At 43.9% G+C, this 14,640-nt stretch carries 7 protein-coding genes, 21 tRNA genes, 3 rRNA genes and 1 riboswitch; of the genes, 26 read left to right on the top strand and 5 right to left on the bottom strand.

Going from position 1 to position 14,640, the window contains the following annotated elements; genetic code table 11:
• Positions 1 to 6 precede the first annotated feature (6 nt).
• From ftsW to MHH68_RS13960, 3 genes are read right to left on the bottom strand one after another with little or no spacing between them, the layout of a single operon-like run.
• Positions 7 to 1,149 (bottom strand): putative lipid II flippase FtsW, encoded by a 1,143-nt coding sequence (gene ftsW / locus MHH68_RS13970; protein ID WP_180310300.1) that lies wholly within the window; start codon positions 1,147 to 1,149, stop codon positions 7 to 9.
• Positions 1,146 to 2,300: a rod shape-determining protein RodA gene (rodA, locus tag MHH68_RS13965; RefSeq protein ID WP_339163623.1), complete on the bottom strand. Its 1,155-nt coding sequence runs from the start codon at positions 2,298 to 2,300 to the stop codon at positions 1,146 to 1,148. The genes ftsW and rodA overlap by 4 nt, the downstream gene beginning before the upstream one ends.
• Positions 2,301 to 2,314: 14 nt before the next feature.
• Positions 2,315 to 2,950, bottom strand: a complete 636-nt coding sequence (locus MHH68_RS13960; protein ID WP_339163621.1) for a DUF1232 domain-containing protein — start codon at positions 2,948 to 2,950, stop codon at positions 2,315 to 2,317.
• A 169-nt stretch (positions 2,951 to 3,119) separates the two neighbouring features.
• Between MHH68_RS13960 and MHH68_RS13955 the strand changes: the two genes are divergently transcribed.
• Complete coding sequence (locus MHH68_RS13955; RefSeq protein ID WP_061409263.1) at positions 3,120 to 3,674, top strand: GNAT family N-acetyltransferase; 555 nt, start codon at positions 3,120 to 3,122, stop codon at positions 3,672 to 3,674.
• 240 nt (positions 3,675 to 3,914) lie between these two features.
• Here MHH68_RS13955 and thiT read toward each other — a convergent pair whose 3' ends face one another.
• Positions 3,915 to 4,490 carry an energy-coupled thiamine transporter ThiT gene (gene thiT, locus MHH68_RS13950; RefSeq protein ID WP_058013867.1) on the bottom strand — a complete coding sequence of 192 codons (576 nt, stop codon included), beginning with the start codon at positions 4,488 to 4,490 and terminating at the stop codon, positions 3,915 to 3,917.
• 98 nt (positions 4,491 to 4,588) lie between these two features.
• Positions 4,589 to 4,690: riboswitch (TPP riboswitch) on the bottom strand.
• Positions 4,691 to 5,132: 442 nt separating this feature from the next.
• On the opposite strand from thiT, the gene MHH68_RS13945 reads away from it, so the two are divergent.
• The 25 genes from MHH68_RS13945 (at position 5,133) to MHH68_RS13825 (ending at position 14,063) form a co-directional block, all read left to right on the top strand.
• A 16S ribosomal RNA gene (locus tag MHH68_RS13945) occupies positions 5,133 to 6,681 on the top strand.
• 182 nt (positions 6,682 to 6,863) lie between these two features.
• Positions 6,864 to 9,794 (top strand): 23S ribosomal RNA (locus tag MHH68_RS13940).
• Between the two features lie 61 nt (positions 9,795 to 9,855).
• A 5S ribosomal RNA gene (gene rrf / locus MHH68_RS13935) occupies positions 9,856 to 9,971 on the top strand.
• The 16S, 23S and 5S rRNA genes sit together here, the layout of an rRNA operon.
• A 434-nt stretch (positions 9,972 to 10,405) precedes the next feature.
• Positions 10,406 to 11,941 (top strand): hypothetical protein, encoded by a 1,536-nt coding sequence (locus MHH68_RS13930; RefSeq protein ID WP_169057727.1) that lies wholly within the window; start codon positions 10,406 to 10,408, stop codon positions 11,939 to 11,941.
• Positions 11,942 to 12,091: 150 nt separating this feature from the next.
• Positions 12,092 to 12,167, top strand: a tRNA-Val gene (locus MHH68_RS13925).
• Positions 12,168 to 12,200: 33 nt separating this feature from the next.
• Positions 12,201 to 12,276: transfer RNA gene (locus MHH68_RS13920), tRNA-Thr, on the top strand.
• A 37-nt stretch (positions 12,277 to 12,313) separates the two neighbouring features.
• Positions 12,314 to 12,389: transfer RNA gene (locus MHH68_RS13915), tRNA-Lys, on the top strand.
• A gap of 8 nt (positions 12,390 to 12,397) precedes the next feature.
• A tRNA-Leu gene (locus MHH68_RS13910) sits at positions 12,398 to 12,480 on the top strand.
• A gap of 30 nt (positions 12,481 to 12,510) precedes the next feature.
• Positions 12,511 to 12,582 (top strand) — tRNA-Gly (locus MHH68_RS13905).
• A 12-nt stretch (positions 12,583 to 12,594) separates the two neighbouring features.
• Positions 12,595 to 12,680 (top strand) — tRNA-Leu (locus tag MHH68_RS13900).
• 11 nt (positions 12,681 to 12,691) lie between these two features.
• Positions 12,692 to 12,768: transfer RNA gene (locus MHH68_RS13895), tRNA-Arg, on the top strand.
• Between the two features lie 7 nt (positions 12,769 to 12,775).
• Positions 12,776 to 12,852, top strand: a tRNA-Pro gene (locus MHH68_RS13890).
• Positions 12,853 to 12,859: 7 nt separating this feature from the next.
• A tRNA-Ala gene (locus MHH68_RS13885) sits at positions 12,860 to 12,932 on the top strand.
• Positions 12,933 to 12,956: 24 nt separating this feature from the next.
• Positions 12,957 to 13,030 (top strand) — tRNA-Met (locus MHH68_RS13880).
• A 4-nt stretch (positions 13,031 to 13,034) separates the two neighbouring features.
• Positions 13,035 to 13,111 (top strand) — tRNA-Ile (locus MHH68_RS13875).
• A gap of 7 nt (positions 13,112 to 13,118) precedes the next feature.
• Positions 13,119 to 13,211, top strand: a tRNA-Ser gene (locus MHH68_RS13870).
• A gap of 23 nt (positions 13,212 to 13,234) precedes the next feature.
• Positions 13,235 to 13,311: transfer RNA gene (locus MHH68_RS13865), tRNA-Met, on the top strand.
• A 48-nt stretch (positions 13,312 to 13,359) separates the two neighbouring features.
• Positions 13,360 to 13,436: transfer RNA gene (locus MHH68_RS13860), tRNA-Asp, on the top strand.
• Between the two features lie 18 nt (positions 13,437 to 13,454).
• A tRNA-Phe gene (locus MHH68_RS13855) sits at positions 13,455 to 13,527 on the top strand.
• A 27-nt stretch (positions 13,528 to 13,554) separates the two neighbouring features.
• Positions 13,555 to 13,630, top strand: a tRNA-His gene (locus MHH68_RS13850).
• A gap of 11 nt (positions 13,631 to 13,641) precedes the next feature.
• Positions 13,642 to 13,715, top strand: a tRNA-Gly gene (locus MHH68_RS13845).
• Between the two features lie 17 nt (positions 13,716 to 13,732).
• Positions 13,733 to 13,809 (top strand) — tRNA-Ile (locus MHH68_RS13840).
• 6 nt (positions 13,810 to 13,815) lie between these two features.
• Positions 13,816 to 13,890 (top strand) — tRNA-Asn (locus tag MHH68_RS13835).
• Between the two features lie 3 nt (positions 13,891 to 13,893).
• Positions 13,894 to 13,984 (top strand) — tRNA-Ser (locus MHH68_RS13830).
• A 7-nt stretch (positions 13,985 to 13,991) separates the two neighbouring features.
• A tRNA-Glu gene (locus MHH68_RS13825) sits at positions 13,992 to 14,063 on the top strand.
• 80 nt (positions 14,064 to 14,143) lie between these two features.
• On the opposite strand, the gene MHH68_RS13820 is transcribed toward MHH68_RS13825, so the two are convergent.
• Positions 14,144 to 14,620: a tryptophan-rich sensory protein gene (locus tag MHH68_RS13820; protein ID WP_058014973.1), complete on the bottom strand. Its 477-nt coding sequence runs from the start codon at positions 14,618 to 14,620 to the stop codon at positions 14,144 to 14,146.
• Positions 14,621 to 14,640: the final 20 nt, after the last annotated feature.

Below are 14,640 nucleotides of genomic sequence, written 5' to 3'. Positions count from 1 at the left end.
AGGTGTCTATTTGGCATACGCTCGATATGGATGCCTTTTTACATATGAAGAAAGATTTACGAGAATACCAGCAGATATCATCATGAACACTAGGGAGGAGCCGCCATAACTAATGAAGGGAAGCGGAATGCCTGTGATCGGAAGAAGACCAAAGACAGCGCCTAAATTAAAGACTGCTTGGAGCATGATTTGAAACGTAAGCCCAATCGTTAACAGTTTTCCAAAAGGGTCATGTAAAGCCTGCACAATTCGCAATGCGCGATACATGATGAGTAGATATGCGCCCATCACAATCAAAATCCCCATAATGCCCAGCTCTTCACTGATAATGGCCATAATAAAATCCGTATGCGCTTCAGGAAGAAAGCCTAGCTTTTGAATGCTCCCACCTAAGCCATTCCCTGTCAGCCCGCCTGAATTCATTGCGAGATAAGAATGAATCAGCTGATAGCCATCTCCATCTTCATACTGAAAAGGATCACGAAAAGAAGTCAGCCGCTTCAAACGGTAAGGAGCTGTCACTGCAAAAAAAGTGATGCCCGCTGCGGCAGTCGATCCTAGCAAAATGAGATGGCGTGTTTTCAGCCCAGCGCACAATAAAATAATGCCGCAGCTCAACAAAATAGACACAGCTGTGCCTAAATCAGGCTGTTTCAAGATTAATAAAAATACAAGACTTAAAAGGATGAGTGGCGGCAGTACGCCTTTTTTAAAAGATGTAATGTACGCCTGTTTTTTCGCGTACACATAGGCAAAATAAATCACCATCACTAGTTTCACAGCTTCAGATGGTTGGAGCATTAGAGAACCCAGCTGAATCCACCGCTGTGAATTGTTTTTGACAACACCGATTCCAGGAATCAGGACTAGGATGAGACATAGCAATGACAGCATGACAAGCCATTTCATCCATTTACGATAAATCTGATAAGGGAAAAGAGCAGCAATGAAGAAAAAGAATCCCCCAATCAGGAGCCATTGCCATTGTTTGATAAAGAAATAGCTGCCCTTCTCATACTTCACTTCTCCTAAAGGATAACTTGCACTGTACACCATCAGTAAGCCAAATAAACTGAGGAATACAATTGTTCCAACAAGAACGAGGTCGACTCTTTTGAGATGAGATAGAAGAAATGCCACCATCTTCAATTCCAATTGTCTCCAAACATATAGGATGATGACCTGATATTGACACTAAACACGAGGCCAATGGCGATCATGTTAGTCAATAGCGCACTGCCTCCATAGCTGATAAAAGGAAGCGCGAGTCCCGTCACAGGCATTAAACCGACTGTCATCCCTACGTTTTGGAAAACTTGAAACACGATCAGCCCAACGACTCCTGCACATATGTACAAGCCATAAAGCGTATTCGCGTGCATAGCGACATGAATGATTCGATAAATCATCGTTAAGTACAAACACATCAAAAGGGAAGCGCCGATAAAACCAAACTCCTCACCAATGACGGCAAATATAAAATCCGTATGCGCTTCGGGGATATTACCGCCTTGTACTTGATGCCCCTTTTTAAAACCGCTTCCTGATAATTGACCTGATCCAATGCCGAGCATCGATTGTTTCAGCTGATACCCGTATGTCGAATCAAATTCATCGGGAGAGAGCCAGCCATAAATGCGATCAAGCTGGTGAGGCTTAATGATTTTTGTGAAATGCTCAAAGTGCTCGTTGTGTAAGTAGACCAAAAATGAAAGAAGTGCCAGAAAAGAAGCCGTTAATGCGGCCATCATCTTGCTAGAAATCCCTGACACAAGCATCAGTGTAAAGGCGATAGATAATATCACGAGCGCTGTCCCTAAATCAGGCTGAATTAAGATGAGGAAAAAAGGGACAACGGTCCAGCAAACGACTTTACTTGTAGGAATGATGCTTTCTTTAAACGAAAAGCGCCGGTGCTTGTATTGGTTCAGCACAGCCGCTAGAAGCAATATCATAAAAATTTTCATGAACTCTGATGGCTGAACTTTGATTGAACCGAAGCTGATCCACCTTTGCGATCCGTTTTGACTCGTTCCAAAAAAGTGCACAAGAATAATGAGGAAAATACCACCTGCAAATAACCGAAAAGATAACCGCTCAAGCAATTCATAATCAAAGTATGCAGCTATTGCCATGAGACCAAAGCCGACGATATACCAGAAGATTTGTCTTTTGACGAAATAAAACAAGTCCTGCGTTTCATACTGGCCCGATCCGCTATATACAGCTATCAGGCTGATGACAAATAAACAAATCACAGTGAGTAAAAGGATGAAGTCAATGCTGTACTGTTTTTTCATAGCTTCTTTTCCTGTTACCTATTTGTCAGCTGCTCTATGACTATTTTCACAGCCGCAGCATCATCAATGTAGCCGATCGGAAAAATATAATCTGGTATTAAGTCAACAGGCATAATGAAATAAAGGAGTGCGCCCCCCATCAGCATTAATTCTCGAGAAGTACCTCGTCTGGTCATAAATAAGCTGTACATGTCATTCAAATGCTGAAGGAATGGCCCGACGCCGTTTAGCGCCTCCATCTTTTTCTCAAACTTTGCCGATATCGTTTCTTTTCCCTCGTTTGTTTGGCTATAGGTCTCATATTCGTTTAGCTTTTGTTTCAATTTGGTCTGACTAAATGTACCGTCGTAGACCTCCTGATCTTTCAGTGTTGTTTCGATCTCTACGACCGTTTGTATGAACGTATCACTATGTACCTTTTCGTTTTTGGTTGGAAACCCAGCAGCAGCTAATAGTTGATCTAATGATAGGTTCAGAGAATCTGAAAGTCGTTGCAGATGATTCAAAGTTGGTTTTCTTTTTCCATTCATGATTCGAGACAGTGTCGCTTTATCAATTTCTGTGTATGTGCTGAGCTCTCTTAAAGATAGAGATCGTTGTTGTAATCTTTCCTTTAAGAGAGGCCCAAGCTCAGTTGTTTTAGTATCCATTTTACGCCATCCTTTGTATGATGTATCAACTCTTCTATAGAAGAAGTCGTACCCAATATAAAGGCGTGTTGACAAAATGTCAACAGATATCAATTATTGATTGAATTTTAGGAAATAGGAATTTATCATAATAAAGATAGAATGAAAACAGTGAGAAGGAGTGGCGCGGATGAAGGTGAGACATGCTGTACAACAAGATATTCCTAAAATCGCCGAAATACATGTGAAGAGCTGGCAGACGACTTATCAAGGCATTATTAATCAGGATTATTTGGATGGTTTACAGATAGAAGATAAGGAAGAGAGCTGGAGAAGAAGGTCACTTGAAGGGACGTTTGTCGCAGAAGATGACGAGGGGGTATTTGGTTTTGCTTCTTTTGGAAAACAACGTGATGAGCGCTATCCAACATATGATGGAGAACTTTATGCGATCTATCTATTGCAAGAGAAACAGAAATCAGGAGCAGGTATTGCTTTAATTTCAGAAGGAGTGCGTTATTTAATAGAGAAAGGATATCAGAATATAATGCTGTGGGTGTTTGAACAAAATTCGGCAAAGCATTTTTATCAAAAGCTTCAACCTCATTTTGTCGTTACCAGCCAGTTCGAGCTGGCTGGCGAGAAGCATAATGAAATAGGGTATGGGTGGGAGCTGCCGGTATTAAATGACCATGTACACCGAATTAAATCGTCAGCTTCCAATAATAATGAGAGAAAAAAGTGAAAAGCACAGCTAGCAGCATATAAGAGATAAGAGGAGAAGCTTCTACTTTTCCTTTTATTCCTGCTATTTTTAAAGCTTCATAGAAACCTGCTAAAAAATAAGCAAGACTGAGAATATAACAGCACAGCATAATGGAGTAAGGGTTCATTGGCGTACCTCCAACATGAAATCTTCTACTATTAATAGATTCCATAGAGCGGCAAATTATGCATAAAAAAATAACCAGCTGAAATCAGCCAGTTATTTTTTGTGAGGGAAAACCAAACGAGATGCACTTGGTATGAGTATGCAAAGAACAATACTGCAAATAATAAATGAAGGAACCATATATGTGCTGTTATAAATTAAAGAATAAACCCAACCCGGTGTTCCTTTTGGTGCATACTGAGAAAAGAAAACAACACCAGAAATAAAGAACGTCAACAGTCTGAAGAAACTTGCAACAAATACGGATAAGGTAATATAGAAGAATTGCTGCTTTCGCTTTTGATCCTGAATGGCTTTTTTAATCAATCCAGCAAAGAGGCCGCTTAGGGAAATGACAACAGATGCGACGAAATAATCGAGAAATCCTTGAACTGGTGTAGCGATAATAGGGCCATTCATCAGCTGAAGGCCTGCAATAAGCACACCAATGATAAACCCGGTTGATATTCCCCATCTAATAGACATAAGAATGACGGGTATCATAATCAGCGCAAGAGATCCGCCGTTCGGCATTCTTAAAAAGAGACTTGATAAGTAATCTAATACTAGTGCAAGTGAAGTCATAATTGCGATTTCCATCAGTCGTACCAATTGATTTGATTGCTGCATAAAAAAATCTCCCTTTTCATGAATTGAGCAAGGAGAGACCGTGTAAGGATGAGTATGTTATTCATAGAAAAACATATCGAGTTGAATACACCACATGTATTCAATAGAATCCACATTCCTACTTCAGTATTAACTGACAGGTTCAAAGGGTCAGAACAACGAGTGTTCACTCTCAGCACAAAGCTCCCCCTGCGGTTATTTAGTTTTCTTCTATTATAAATATACTAAAGACCTTCAGGATCAACAATAGAGAATTCCTGTGACAATCAATTTTTGTATGATTATATAGGAAGAGATAAGGAAAAATAAATTATTTAGAAAAAATACTTGTTTCCTCTCTCAAAAGGTGTTATATTTGTATTCGCCGCTAAAACAGCGCGGTTATTAAATAACATAAAGAAAAAAGTTGTTGACTTCAACTTGATAGAATGTTATATTAATAAAGTCGCCTCTTAGAGACGACGAAGATGATCTTTGAAAACTAAACAAGACAAAACAAAACGTACCTGTTAATTCGAGTTTTTATAAAAAAATCCTATGTAATATCATAGGTAGTCAGTCAAACGCTGACGAGGCAGGAAATGATCACATGCTAAGTTCGCTACATCGTGTAGCAACGCATGTGTGATATGCATCCTGCATACCTCGGAGAGTTTGATCCTGGCTCAGGACGAACGCTGGCGGCGTGCCTAATACATGCAAGTCGAGCGAACAGAAGGGAGCTTGCTCCCGGATGTTAGCGGCGGACGGGTGAGTAACACGTGGGTAACCTGCCTGTAAGACTGGGATAACTCCGGGAAACCGGAGCTAATACCGGATAGTTCCTTGAACCGCATGGTTCAAGGATGAAAGACGGTTTCGGCTGTCACTTACAGATGGACCCGCGGCGCATTAGCTAGTTGGTGGGGTAATGGCTCACCAAGGCGACGATGCGTAGCCGACCTGAGAGGGTGATCGGCCACACTGGGACTGAGACACGGCCCAGACTCCTACGGGAGGCAGCAGTAGGGAATCTTCCGCAATGGACGAAAGTCTGACGGAGCAACGCCGCGTGAGTGATGAAGGTTTTCGGATCGTAAAGCTCTGTTGTTAGGGAAGAACAAGTGCGAGAGTAACTGCTCGCACCTTGACGGTACCTAACCAGAAAGCCACGGCTAACTACGTGCCAGCAGCCGCGGTAATACGTAGGTGGCAAGCGTTGTCCGGAATTATTGGGCGTAAAGGGCTCGCAGGCGGTTTCTTAAGTCTGATGTGAAAGCCCCCGGCTCAACCGGGGAGGGTCATTGGAAACTGGGAAACTTGAGTGCAGAAGAGGAGAGTGGAATTCCACGTGTAGCGGTGAAATGCGTAGAGATGTGGAGGAACACCAGTGGCGAAGGCGACTCTCTGGTCTGTAACTGACGCTGAGGAGCGAAAGCGTGGGGAGCGAACAGGATTAGATACCCTGGTAGTCCACGCCGTAAACGATGAGTGCTAAGTGTTAGGGGGTTTCCGCCCCTTAGTGCTGCAGCTAACGCATTAAGCACTCCGCCTGGGGAGTACGGTCGCAAGACTGAAACTCAAAGGAATTGACGGGGGCCCGCACAAGCGGTGGAGCATGTGGTTTAATTCGAAGCAACGCGAAGAACCTTACCAGGTCTTGACATCCTCTGACAACCCTAGAGATAGGGCTTTCCCTTCGGGGACAGAGTGACAGGTGGTGCATGGTTGTCGTCAGCTCGTGTCGTGAGATGTTGGGTTAAGTCCCGCAACGAGCGCAACCCTTGATCTTAGTTGCCAGCATTTAGTTGGGCACTCTAAGGTGACTGCCGGTGACAAACCGGAGGAAGGTGGGGATGACGTCAAATCATCATGCCCCTTATGACCTGGGCTACACACGTGCTACAATGGACAGAACAAAGGGCTGCGAGACCGCAAGGTTTAGCCAATCCCATAAATCTGTTCTCAGTTCGGATCGCAGTCTGCAACTCGACTGCGTGAAGCTGGAATCGCTAGTAATCGCGGATCAGCATGCCGCGGTGAATACGTTCCCGGGCCTTGTACACACCGCCCGTCACACCACGAGAGTTTGCAACACCCGAAGTCGGTGAGGTAACCTTTATGGAGCCAGCCGCCGAAGGTGGGGCAGATGATTGGGGTGAAGTCGTAACAAGGTAGCCGTATCGGAAGGTGCGGCTGGATCACCTCCTTTCTAAGGATATATGGAGCAGCGTGCGTTTTCGTCTTGTTTAGTTTTGAAGGATCATTCCTTCAAGACATGTCTCTAGCGAGACAGGATTGTTCTTTGAAAACTAGATAACAATAAGTAATACATTCACATTGAATGCAATGCAAAGTTCATCACACATAGTGATTCTTTCTAAAGTAAGAAATGGTTAAGTTAGAAAGGGCGCACGGTGGATGCCTTGGCACTAGGAGCCGATGAAGGACGGGACGAACACCGATATGCTTCGGGGAGCTGTAAGCAAGCTTTGATCCGGAGATTTCCGAATGGGGAAACCCACTGCTCGTAATGGAGTAGTATCCATACTTGAATACATAGAGTATGAGAAGGCATACCCGGGGAACTGAAACATCTAAGTACCCGGAGGAAGAGAAAGCAAATGCGATTCCCTGAGTAGCGGCGAGCGAAACGGGAACAGCCCAAACCAAGAGGCTTGCCTCTTGGGGTTGTAGGACACTCTATACGGAGTTACAAAGGAACGATATAAGCGAAGAGGTCTGGAAAGGCCCGCCAAAGAAGGTAACAGCCCTGTAACTGAAATGTTGTTCTCTCCAGAGTGGATCCTGAGTACGGCGGAACACGTGAAATTCCGTCGGAATCCGGGAGGACCATCTCCCAAGGCTAAATACTCCCTAGTGACCGATAGTGAACCAGTACCGTGAGGGAAAGGTGAAAAGCACCCCGGAAGGGGAGTGAAATAGATCCTGAAACCGTGTGCCTACAAGTAGTCAGAGCCCGTTAAAGGGTGATGGCGTGCCTTTTGTAGAATGAACCGGCGAGTTACGATCCCGTGCAAGGTTAAGCAGAAGATGCGGAGCCGCAGCGAAAGCGAGTCTGAATAGGGCGCATGAGTACGTGGTCGTAGACCCGAAACCAGGTGATCTACCCATGTCCAGGGTGAAGTTCAGGTAACACTGAATGGAGGCCCGAACCCACGCACGTTGAAAAGTGCGGGGATGAGGTGTGGGTAGGGGTGAAATGCCAATCGAACCTGGAGATAGCTGGTTCTCTCCGAAATAGCTTTAGGGCTAGCCTCAAGGTAAGAGTCTCGGAGGTAGAGCACTGATTGGACTAGGGGCCCCTACCGGGTTACCGAATTCAGTCAAACTCCGAATGCCGATGACTTATCCTTGGGAGTCAGACTGCGAGTGATAAGATCCGTAGTCGAAAGGGAAACAGCCCAGACCGCCAGCTAAGGTCCCAAAGTATACGTTAAGTGGAAAAGGATGTGGAGTTGCTTAGACAACCAGGATGTTGGCTTAGAAGCAGCCACCATTTAAAGAGTGCGTAATAGCTCACTGGTCGAGTGACTCTGCGCCGAAAATGTACCGGGGCTAAACGTATCACCGAAGCTGCGGACTGTTCTTACGAACAGTGGTAGGAGAGCGTTCTAAGTGCTGTGAAGTCAGACCGGAAGGACTGGTGGAGCGCTTAGAAGTGAGAATGCCGGTATGAGTAGCGAAAGACGGGTGAGAATCCCGTCCACCGAATGCCTAAGGTTTCCTGAGGAAGGCTCGTCCGCTCAGGGTTAGTCGGGACCTAAGCCGAGGCCGAAAGGCGTAGGCGATGGACAACAGGTTGATATTCCTGTACCACCTCCTCACCATTTGAGCAATGGGGGGACGCAGGAGGATAGGGTAAGCGCGGTATTGGATATCCGCGTCCAAGCAGTTAGGCTGGGAAATAGGCAAATCCGTTTCCCGTGAAGGCTGAGCTGTGATGGCGAGCGAAATTTAGTAGCGAAGTTCCTGATTCCACACTGCCAAGAAAAGCCTCTAGCGAGGTGAGAGGTGCCCGTACCGCAAACCGACACAGGTAGGCGAGGAGAGAATCCTAAGGTGATCGAGAGAACTCTCGTTAAGGAACTCGGCAAAATGACCCCGTAACTTCGGGAGAAGGGGTGCTTCTTAGGGTGTTAAAGCCCCGAGAAGCCGCAGTGAATAGGCCCAGGCGACTGTTTAGCAAAAACACAGGTCTCTGCGAAGCCGTAAGGCGAAGTATAGGGGCTGACGCCTGCCCGGTGCTGGAAGGTTAAGAGGAGCGCTTAGCGTAAGCGAAGGTGCGAATTGAAGCCCCAGTAAACGGCGGCCGTAACTATAACGGTCCTAAGGTAGCGAAATTCCTTGTCGGGTAAGTTCCGACCCGCACGAAAGGCGCAACGATCTGGGCACTGTCTCAACGAGAGACTCGGTGAAATTATAGTACCTGTGAAGATGCAGGTTACCCGCGACAGGACGGAAAGACCCCGTGGAGCTTTACTGCAGCCTGATATTGAATGTTGGTACAGCTTGTACAGGATAGGTAGGAGCCTTGGAAACCGGAGCGCTAGCTTCGGTGGAGGCATCGGTGGGATACTACCCTGGCTGTATTGACCTTCTAACCCGCTGCCCTTATCGGGCAGGGAGACAGTGTCAGGTGGGCAGTTTGACTGGGGCGGTCGCCTCCTAAAATGTAACGGAGGCGCCCAAAGGTTCCCTCAGAATGGTTGGAAATCATTCGCAGAGTGTAAAGGCACAAGGGAGCTTGACTGCGAGACCTACAAGTCGAGCAGGGACGAAAGTCGGGCTTAGTGATCCGGTGGTTCCGCATGGAAGGGCCATCGCTCAACGGATAAAAGCTACCCCGGGGATAACAGGCTTATCTCCCCCAAGAGTCCACATCGACGGGGAGGTTTGGCACCTCGATGTCGGCTCATCGCATCCTGGGGCTGTAGTCGGTCCCAAGGGTTGGGCTGTTCGCCCATTAAAGCGGTACGCGAGCTGGGTTCAGAACGTCGTGAGACAGTTCGGTCCCTATCCGTCGCGGGCGCAGGAAATTTGAGAGGAGCTGTCCTTAGTACGAGAGGACCGGGATGGACGCACCGCTGGTGTACCAGTTGTTCTGCCAAGGGCATCGCTGGGTAGCTATGTGCGGACGGGATAAGTGCTGAAAGCATCTAAGCATGAAGCCCCCCTCAAGATGAGATTTCCCATTCCGCAAGGAAGTAAGATCCCTGAAAGATGATCAGGTTGATAGGTCTGAGGTGGAAGCGTGGTGACACGTGGAGCTGACAGATACTAATAGATCGAGGACTTAACCTATATTCTAATGTGAAGTTTGAACATTGTTATCTAGTTTTGAGAGAACATTCTCTCCATCAGGTTTGGTGGCGATAGCGAAGAGGTCACACCCGTTCCCATACCGAACACGGAAGTTAAGCTCTTCAGCGCCGATGGTAGTTGGGGGTCTCCCCCTGTGAGAGTAGGACGCCGCCAAGCTTGTCTAAGGATCAGTTCCATTAGGAACTGATCCTTTTTGTGTTTCTTGAGGAAATTTTCTAAGGATACCGTACAAGTATCTGTTAAACATCATTTTAAATAAAACAAGTGGAACAAGAGATAGGCGATCCTTTATTCTCACTATAATACAGTGTTATTTTATAATCTATAAATGAAAATTCAATGTGCTGATCAAATTATAAAGTAAGTGATTCTCTTCGACAAGTTGGTCTAGTAATACAAATTTAGCTTCAGGTTGAGAAAAGTAAAGTTGAAAAAGGTGATAACGAACAATTTAAGCCTATGGATAAAAAATCTATAAAGTTTATTGGAGTGTGATTAACCTTTAAGAGTTTAGAATGTGAATATACCTAATAAATTTTGCTTTAAATTCCCTTTAGAGTTATAATTAATAAAAAATGGAGATTACTATGATGAATCAAGATGAAATTTTAAAATTACAGAATGTTGTTAATTTTATAGAAGAAAATATAAGAAATTCCACAAAAACAGATTTGAGCTATGTTGATCTTAGAAATCAAAAAAATAGACTTTTAACAAAGCAAAATCATGTTATTTTTGGGAGAAGAGGTGCTGGTAAATCAAGTTTGTTAAATGAGTTAAAAGATGGCTCAATGAATAATGGTGTCATAATTAAATTAAATATGGAAGACTTTAAAGATATTGCCTTTCCTAATATTTTAACTCACATTTTAATAAATGTATTTGAGAAATTTGAATTCCCATCTAAAAAGACTAAATGGTATAAATTAAAGAAAAATAAATTATTTAAAAAGCGTAGAAAAGAATTAAAGAAAAAAGTGGAACAAACAATCGAGGAATTAAAAGAATTACTGGAGCAACCAGAGAAGTATACACTAACCGAGATGAGCCAAAACAACCATCAAACAAATACAAAAGCTAAAGGAGAATTAAAAGGTATTAGTCAACTTAATTTAGCGGGGGAAAGGGAAAGCATAAATCGCGAAAAAAAAGAATCAACTAGAACATACGAGAAAGATAAACTCTTAAATTTGAAGGATAAAATCACAAATTATAAAGAAATATTAAATAGCTATTCAAACTTCTACGAAATAGATCATATATTTTTAGTGTTGGATGATTTTTATTTTATTCCACGGGCAATACAAAGTAAATTTATAGATTATTTGCATAGACTTACAAAGGACACTGCATTATTTTTAAAAGTTGCATCAATCAAATTTAGAACCAAATTATATGAAGAAGATAAAGATACTTATGTAGGTATGGAAATTAATCATGATGTAATGGCTATTGAATTAGATTATACTCTAGGAGATTTTAAATCAACCGCACTATTTATGAAAGATATTTTAAATCATATTAATTCAAAACATGATGCTCAATTCATTAATAATTTGTTTGCTGGTGAAGGATTTGATCAACTGTGTTATGCCTCCGGAGGGATACCAAGGGATTTTTTAAGTTTGTTAACCGGATTATTGAATAAAATTATTTCTAATGATATTGCTAGAATAAAAAAGCCCGATGTAACTAAAATGGCAATTGAACAGATTAGCAATAAGATCGATTCTATTAAATCTGAAAATGAAGAAGAATTCATGAGTTTGGAAGATACCCTCTATTATATTAAATATGAAATCATTGAAAACAAGAAACGAAATACTTTCTTAGTAGAAAAAGATGAAATAGAAACTAATCCTGAAGAATATAATTTAATAAAACAACTAATGGATTTGAGGTTAATCCACCTCGTTAATTTAAATGTTAGTGATAAGAATGTTGGAAAACGATATAATGCTTATATGGTAGACATTGGGCTATATCCGAATTCAAGTCCAAGAAATTTCAAACAAACGGACTTAAAGAAAACAGACGATAAGCATCGAAAAGATGAAATTAGAATGTCACCTAAATTAAGTTTAAAAAAATTAAAATCGAAATTAAGAAGATGTTACATTATATAGTGAAATATGTAGTTTATAACAAGAAAAACTTAGTCGGATACTTTTTATGTTGTGGACTAAGTTTTTCTTGTTTTTTTAAAAAAATATATTTACAATGGATTTAAAATCCTATATAATAATCTTTGTCGGATCGAGAGATTCCTACATAGTGGAGGATTAGCTCAGCTGGGAGAGCATCTGCCTTACAAGCAGAGGGTCGGCGGTTCGAGCCCGTCATCCTCCACCATATTTATTCTTACATAATGTTAGGATAGATAAAGCCGGTGTAGCTCAACTGGTAGAGCAACTGACTTGTAATCAGTAGGTTGGGGGTTCAAGTCCTCTTGCCGGCACCACTTTCATATGGTAAGATAGACAAGTCGCTTTTAAAGCGAGCCATTAGCTCAGTTGGTAGAGCATCTGACTTTTAATCAGAGGGTCGAAGGTTCGAGTCCTTCATGGCTCACCATGTTTCATGCGGGTGTGGCGGAATTGGCAGACGCGCTAGACTTAGGATCTAGTGTCTTTATGACGTGGGGGTTCAAGTCCCTTCACCCGCATTGCCAAATAAAATAAAGAAATCCTGTAATGCGGAAGTAGTTCAGTGGTAGAACACCACCTTGCCAAGGTGGGGGTCGCGGGTTCGAATCCCGTCTTCCGCTTATACCATCCACGCCGGGGTGGTGGAATTGGCAGACACACAGGACTTAAAATCCTGCGGTAGGTGACTACCGTGCCGGTTCAAGTCCGGCCCTCGGCATTATAAAATAAGCGCCCGTAGCTCAATTGGATAGAGCGTTTGACTACGGATCAAAAGGTTAGGGGTTCGACTCCTCTCGGGCGCGCCATTAAGATCGGGAAGTAGCTCAGCTTGGTAGAGCACTTGGTTTGGGACCAAGGGGTCGCAGGTTCGAATCCTGTCTTCCCGACCATCTTTATGGGGCCTTAGCTCAGCTGGGAGAGCGCCTGCCTTGCACGCAGGAGGTCAGCGGTTCGATCCCGCTAGGCTCCACTTTTAAAAGATTATTTTGATCATGGCGGTGTAGCTCAGCTGGCTAGAGCGTACGGTTCATACCCGTGAGGTCGGGGGTTCGATCCCCTCCGCCGCTATAAAGGACCTTTAGCTCAGTTGGTTAGAGCAGACGGCTCATAACCGTCCGGTCGTAGGTTCGAGTCCTACAAGGTCCACCATCTATACGGAGGAATACCCAAGTCCGGCTGAAGGGATCGGTCTTGAAAACCGACAGGGGTGTCAAAGCCCGCGGGGGTTCGAATCCCTCTTCCTCCGCCATATTTTTTAAAACCTTATATCATCGCGGGGTGGAGCAGTTCGGTAGCTCGTCGGGCTCATAACCCGAAGGTCGCAGGTTCAAATCCTGCCCCCGCAACCAAATTATTTTATACACCAATAGGGAGTGCTCATTGAGTGCAACCAAAATGGTCCGGTAGTTCAGTTGGTTAGAATGCCTGCCTGTCACGCAGGAGGTCGCGGGTTCGAGTCCCGTCCGGACCGCCATTTTTAAAATGAATACATGGCTCGGTAGCTCAGTTGGTAGAGCAACGGACTGAAAATCCGTGTGTCGGCGGTTCGATTCCGTCCCGAGCCACTTTTATAAAAAAATATTGATAGTATGGCGGTTGTGGCGAAGTGGTTAACGCACCAGATTGTGGCTCTGGCACTCGTGGGTTCGATTCCCATCAATCGCCCCATACATATTTTTGCGGGTGTAGTTTAGTGGTAAAACCTCAGCCTTCCAAGCTGATGTCGTGGGTTCGATTCCCATCACCCGCTCCATTTGTATATCCATTCATGGGCCTGTAGCTCAGCTGGTTAGAGCGCACGCCTGATAAGCGTGAGGTCGGTGGTTCGAGTCCACTCAGGCCCACCATGATATTCCGCAGTAGCTCAGTGGTAGAGCTATCGGCTGTTAACCGATCGGTCGTAGGTTCGAGTCCTACCTGCGGAGCCAAATGGAGAAGTACTCAAGTGGCTGAAGAGGCGCCCCTGCTAAGGGTGTAGGTCGCGCAAGCGGCGCGAGGGTTCAAATCCCTCCTTCTCCGCCATTTATCTGGCCCGTTGGTCAAGCGGTTAAGACACCGCCCTTTCACGGCGGTAACACGGGTTCGAATCCCGTACGGGTCATATTTAAAAGAGATCTTGTCAAAGATCTCTTTTTTTATTTTCTTCAAAAAAAGAAAGACCGCCATTATAGCGGTCCTTTTTTACATGTTCATGGAATAGATCGTATAAGACAAGTAAGTTGCAAAGAAGCCCCATAAGACATAAGGAATTAGTAAAATCGGAACGACTTTGCTTAGTTTACGCGAGACGATGACAAGAGCAAGTGCTGTCAGTGCTACAAGAAGGCAATCGATTGTAGCAGCAAATAAATCTTTTTGTGTAAATTGAAAAAAACTAAAGGCTTGATTAAATACATAATTTAAAAGAAAAAGAATCCAAAATGGTAAGGTGATTTTTTGAAATCCGTACTTTCCATAAATGATCGCTGCGGACAACGAGATAAGAGCAAATAAGATAGCCCATACAGCACCAATTACACCACCACTTGGTGTCCATTCAGGTTTATTTAATGCATCATACCACTCTCTGTCAATCGGGAACAAGAATCCGGCAATAGAGAATAATGCGTATGTAATAAAAAAGACAACCACTGCCCAAATGATACTTTTTCTCGCCATTAAGAATCTCCTCCAATCAA

The organism is Bacillus sp. FSL K6-2841 (assembly GCF_037976435.1).
GTDB lineage: Bacteria > Bacillota > Bacilli > Bacillales > Bacillaceae > Bacillus > Bacillus pumilus.
Note: the sequence above shows the minus strand (reverse complement) of the source record. Positions and strands in the feature narration are given on the sequence as shown.

Bases quoted from the DNA above. Each gene is read 5' to 3' on its own strand.
- rodA (WP_339163623.1), bottom strand. From the start codon at position 2,300: ATGAAAAAACAGTACAGCATTGACTTCATCCTTTTACTCACTGTGATT.
- MHH68_RS13960 (WP_339163621.1), bottom strand. From the start codon at position 2,950: ATGGATACTAAAACAACTGAGCTTGGGCCTCTCTTAAAGGAAAGATTA.
- MHH68_RS13955 (WP_061409263.1), top strand. From the start codon at position 3,120: ATGAAGGTGAGACATGCTGTACAACAAGATATTCCTAAAATCGCCGAA.
- thiT (WP_058013867.1), bottom strand. From the start codon at position 4,490: ATGCAGCAATCAAATCAATTGGTACGACTGATGGAAATCGCAATTATG.
- MHH68_RS13930 (WP_169057727.1), top strand. From the start codon at position 10,406: ATGAATCAAGATGAAATTTTAAAATTACAGAATGTTGTTAATTTTATA.
- MHH68_RS13820 (WP_058014973.1), bottom strand. From the start codon at position 14,620: ATGGCGAGAAAAAGTATCATTTGGGCAGTGGTTGTCTTTTTTATTACA.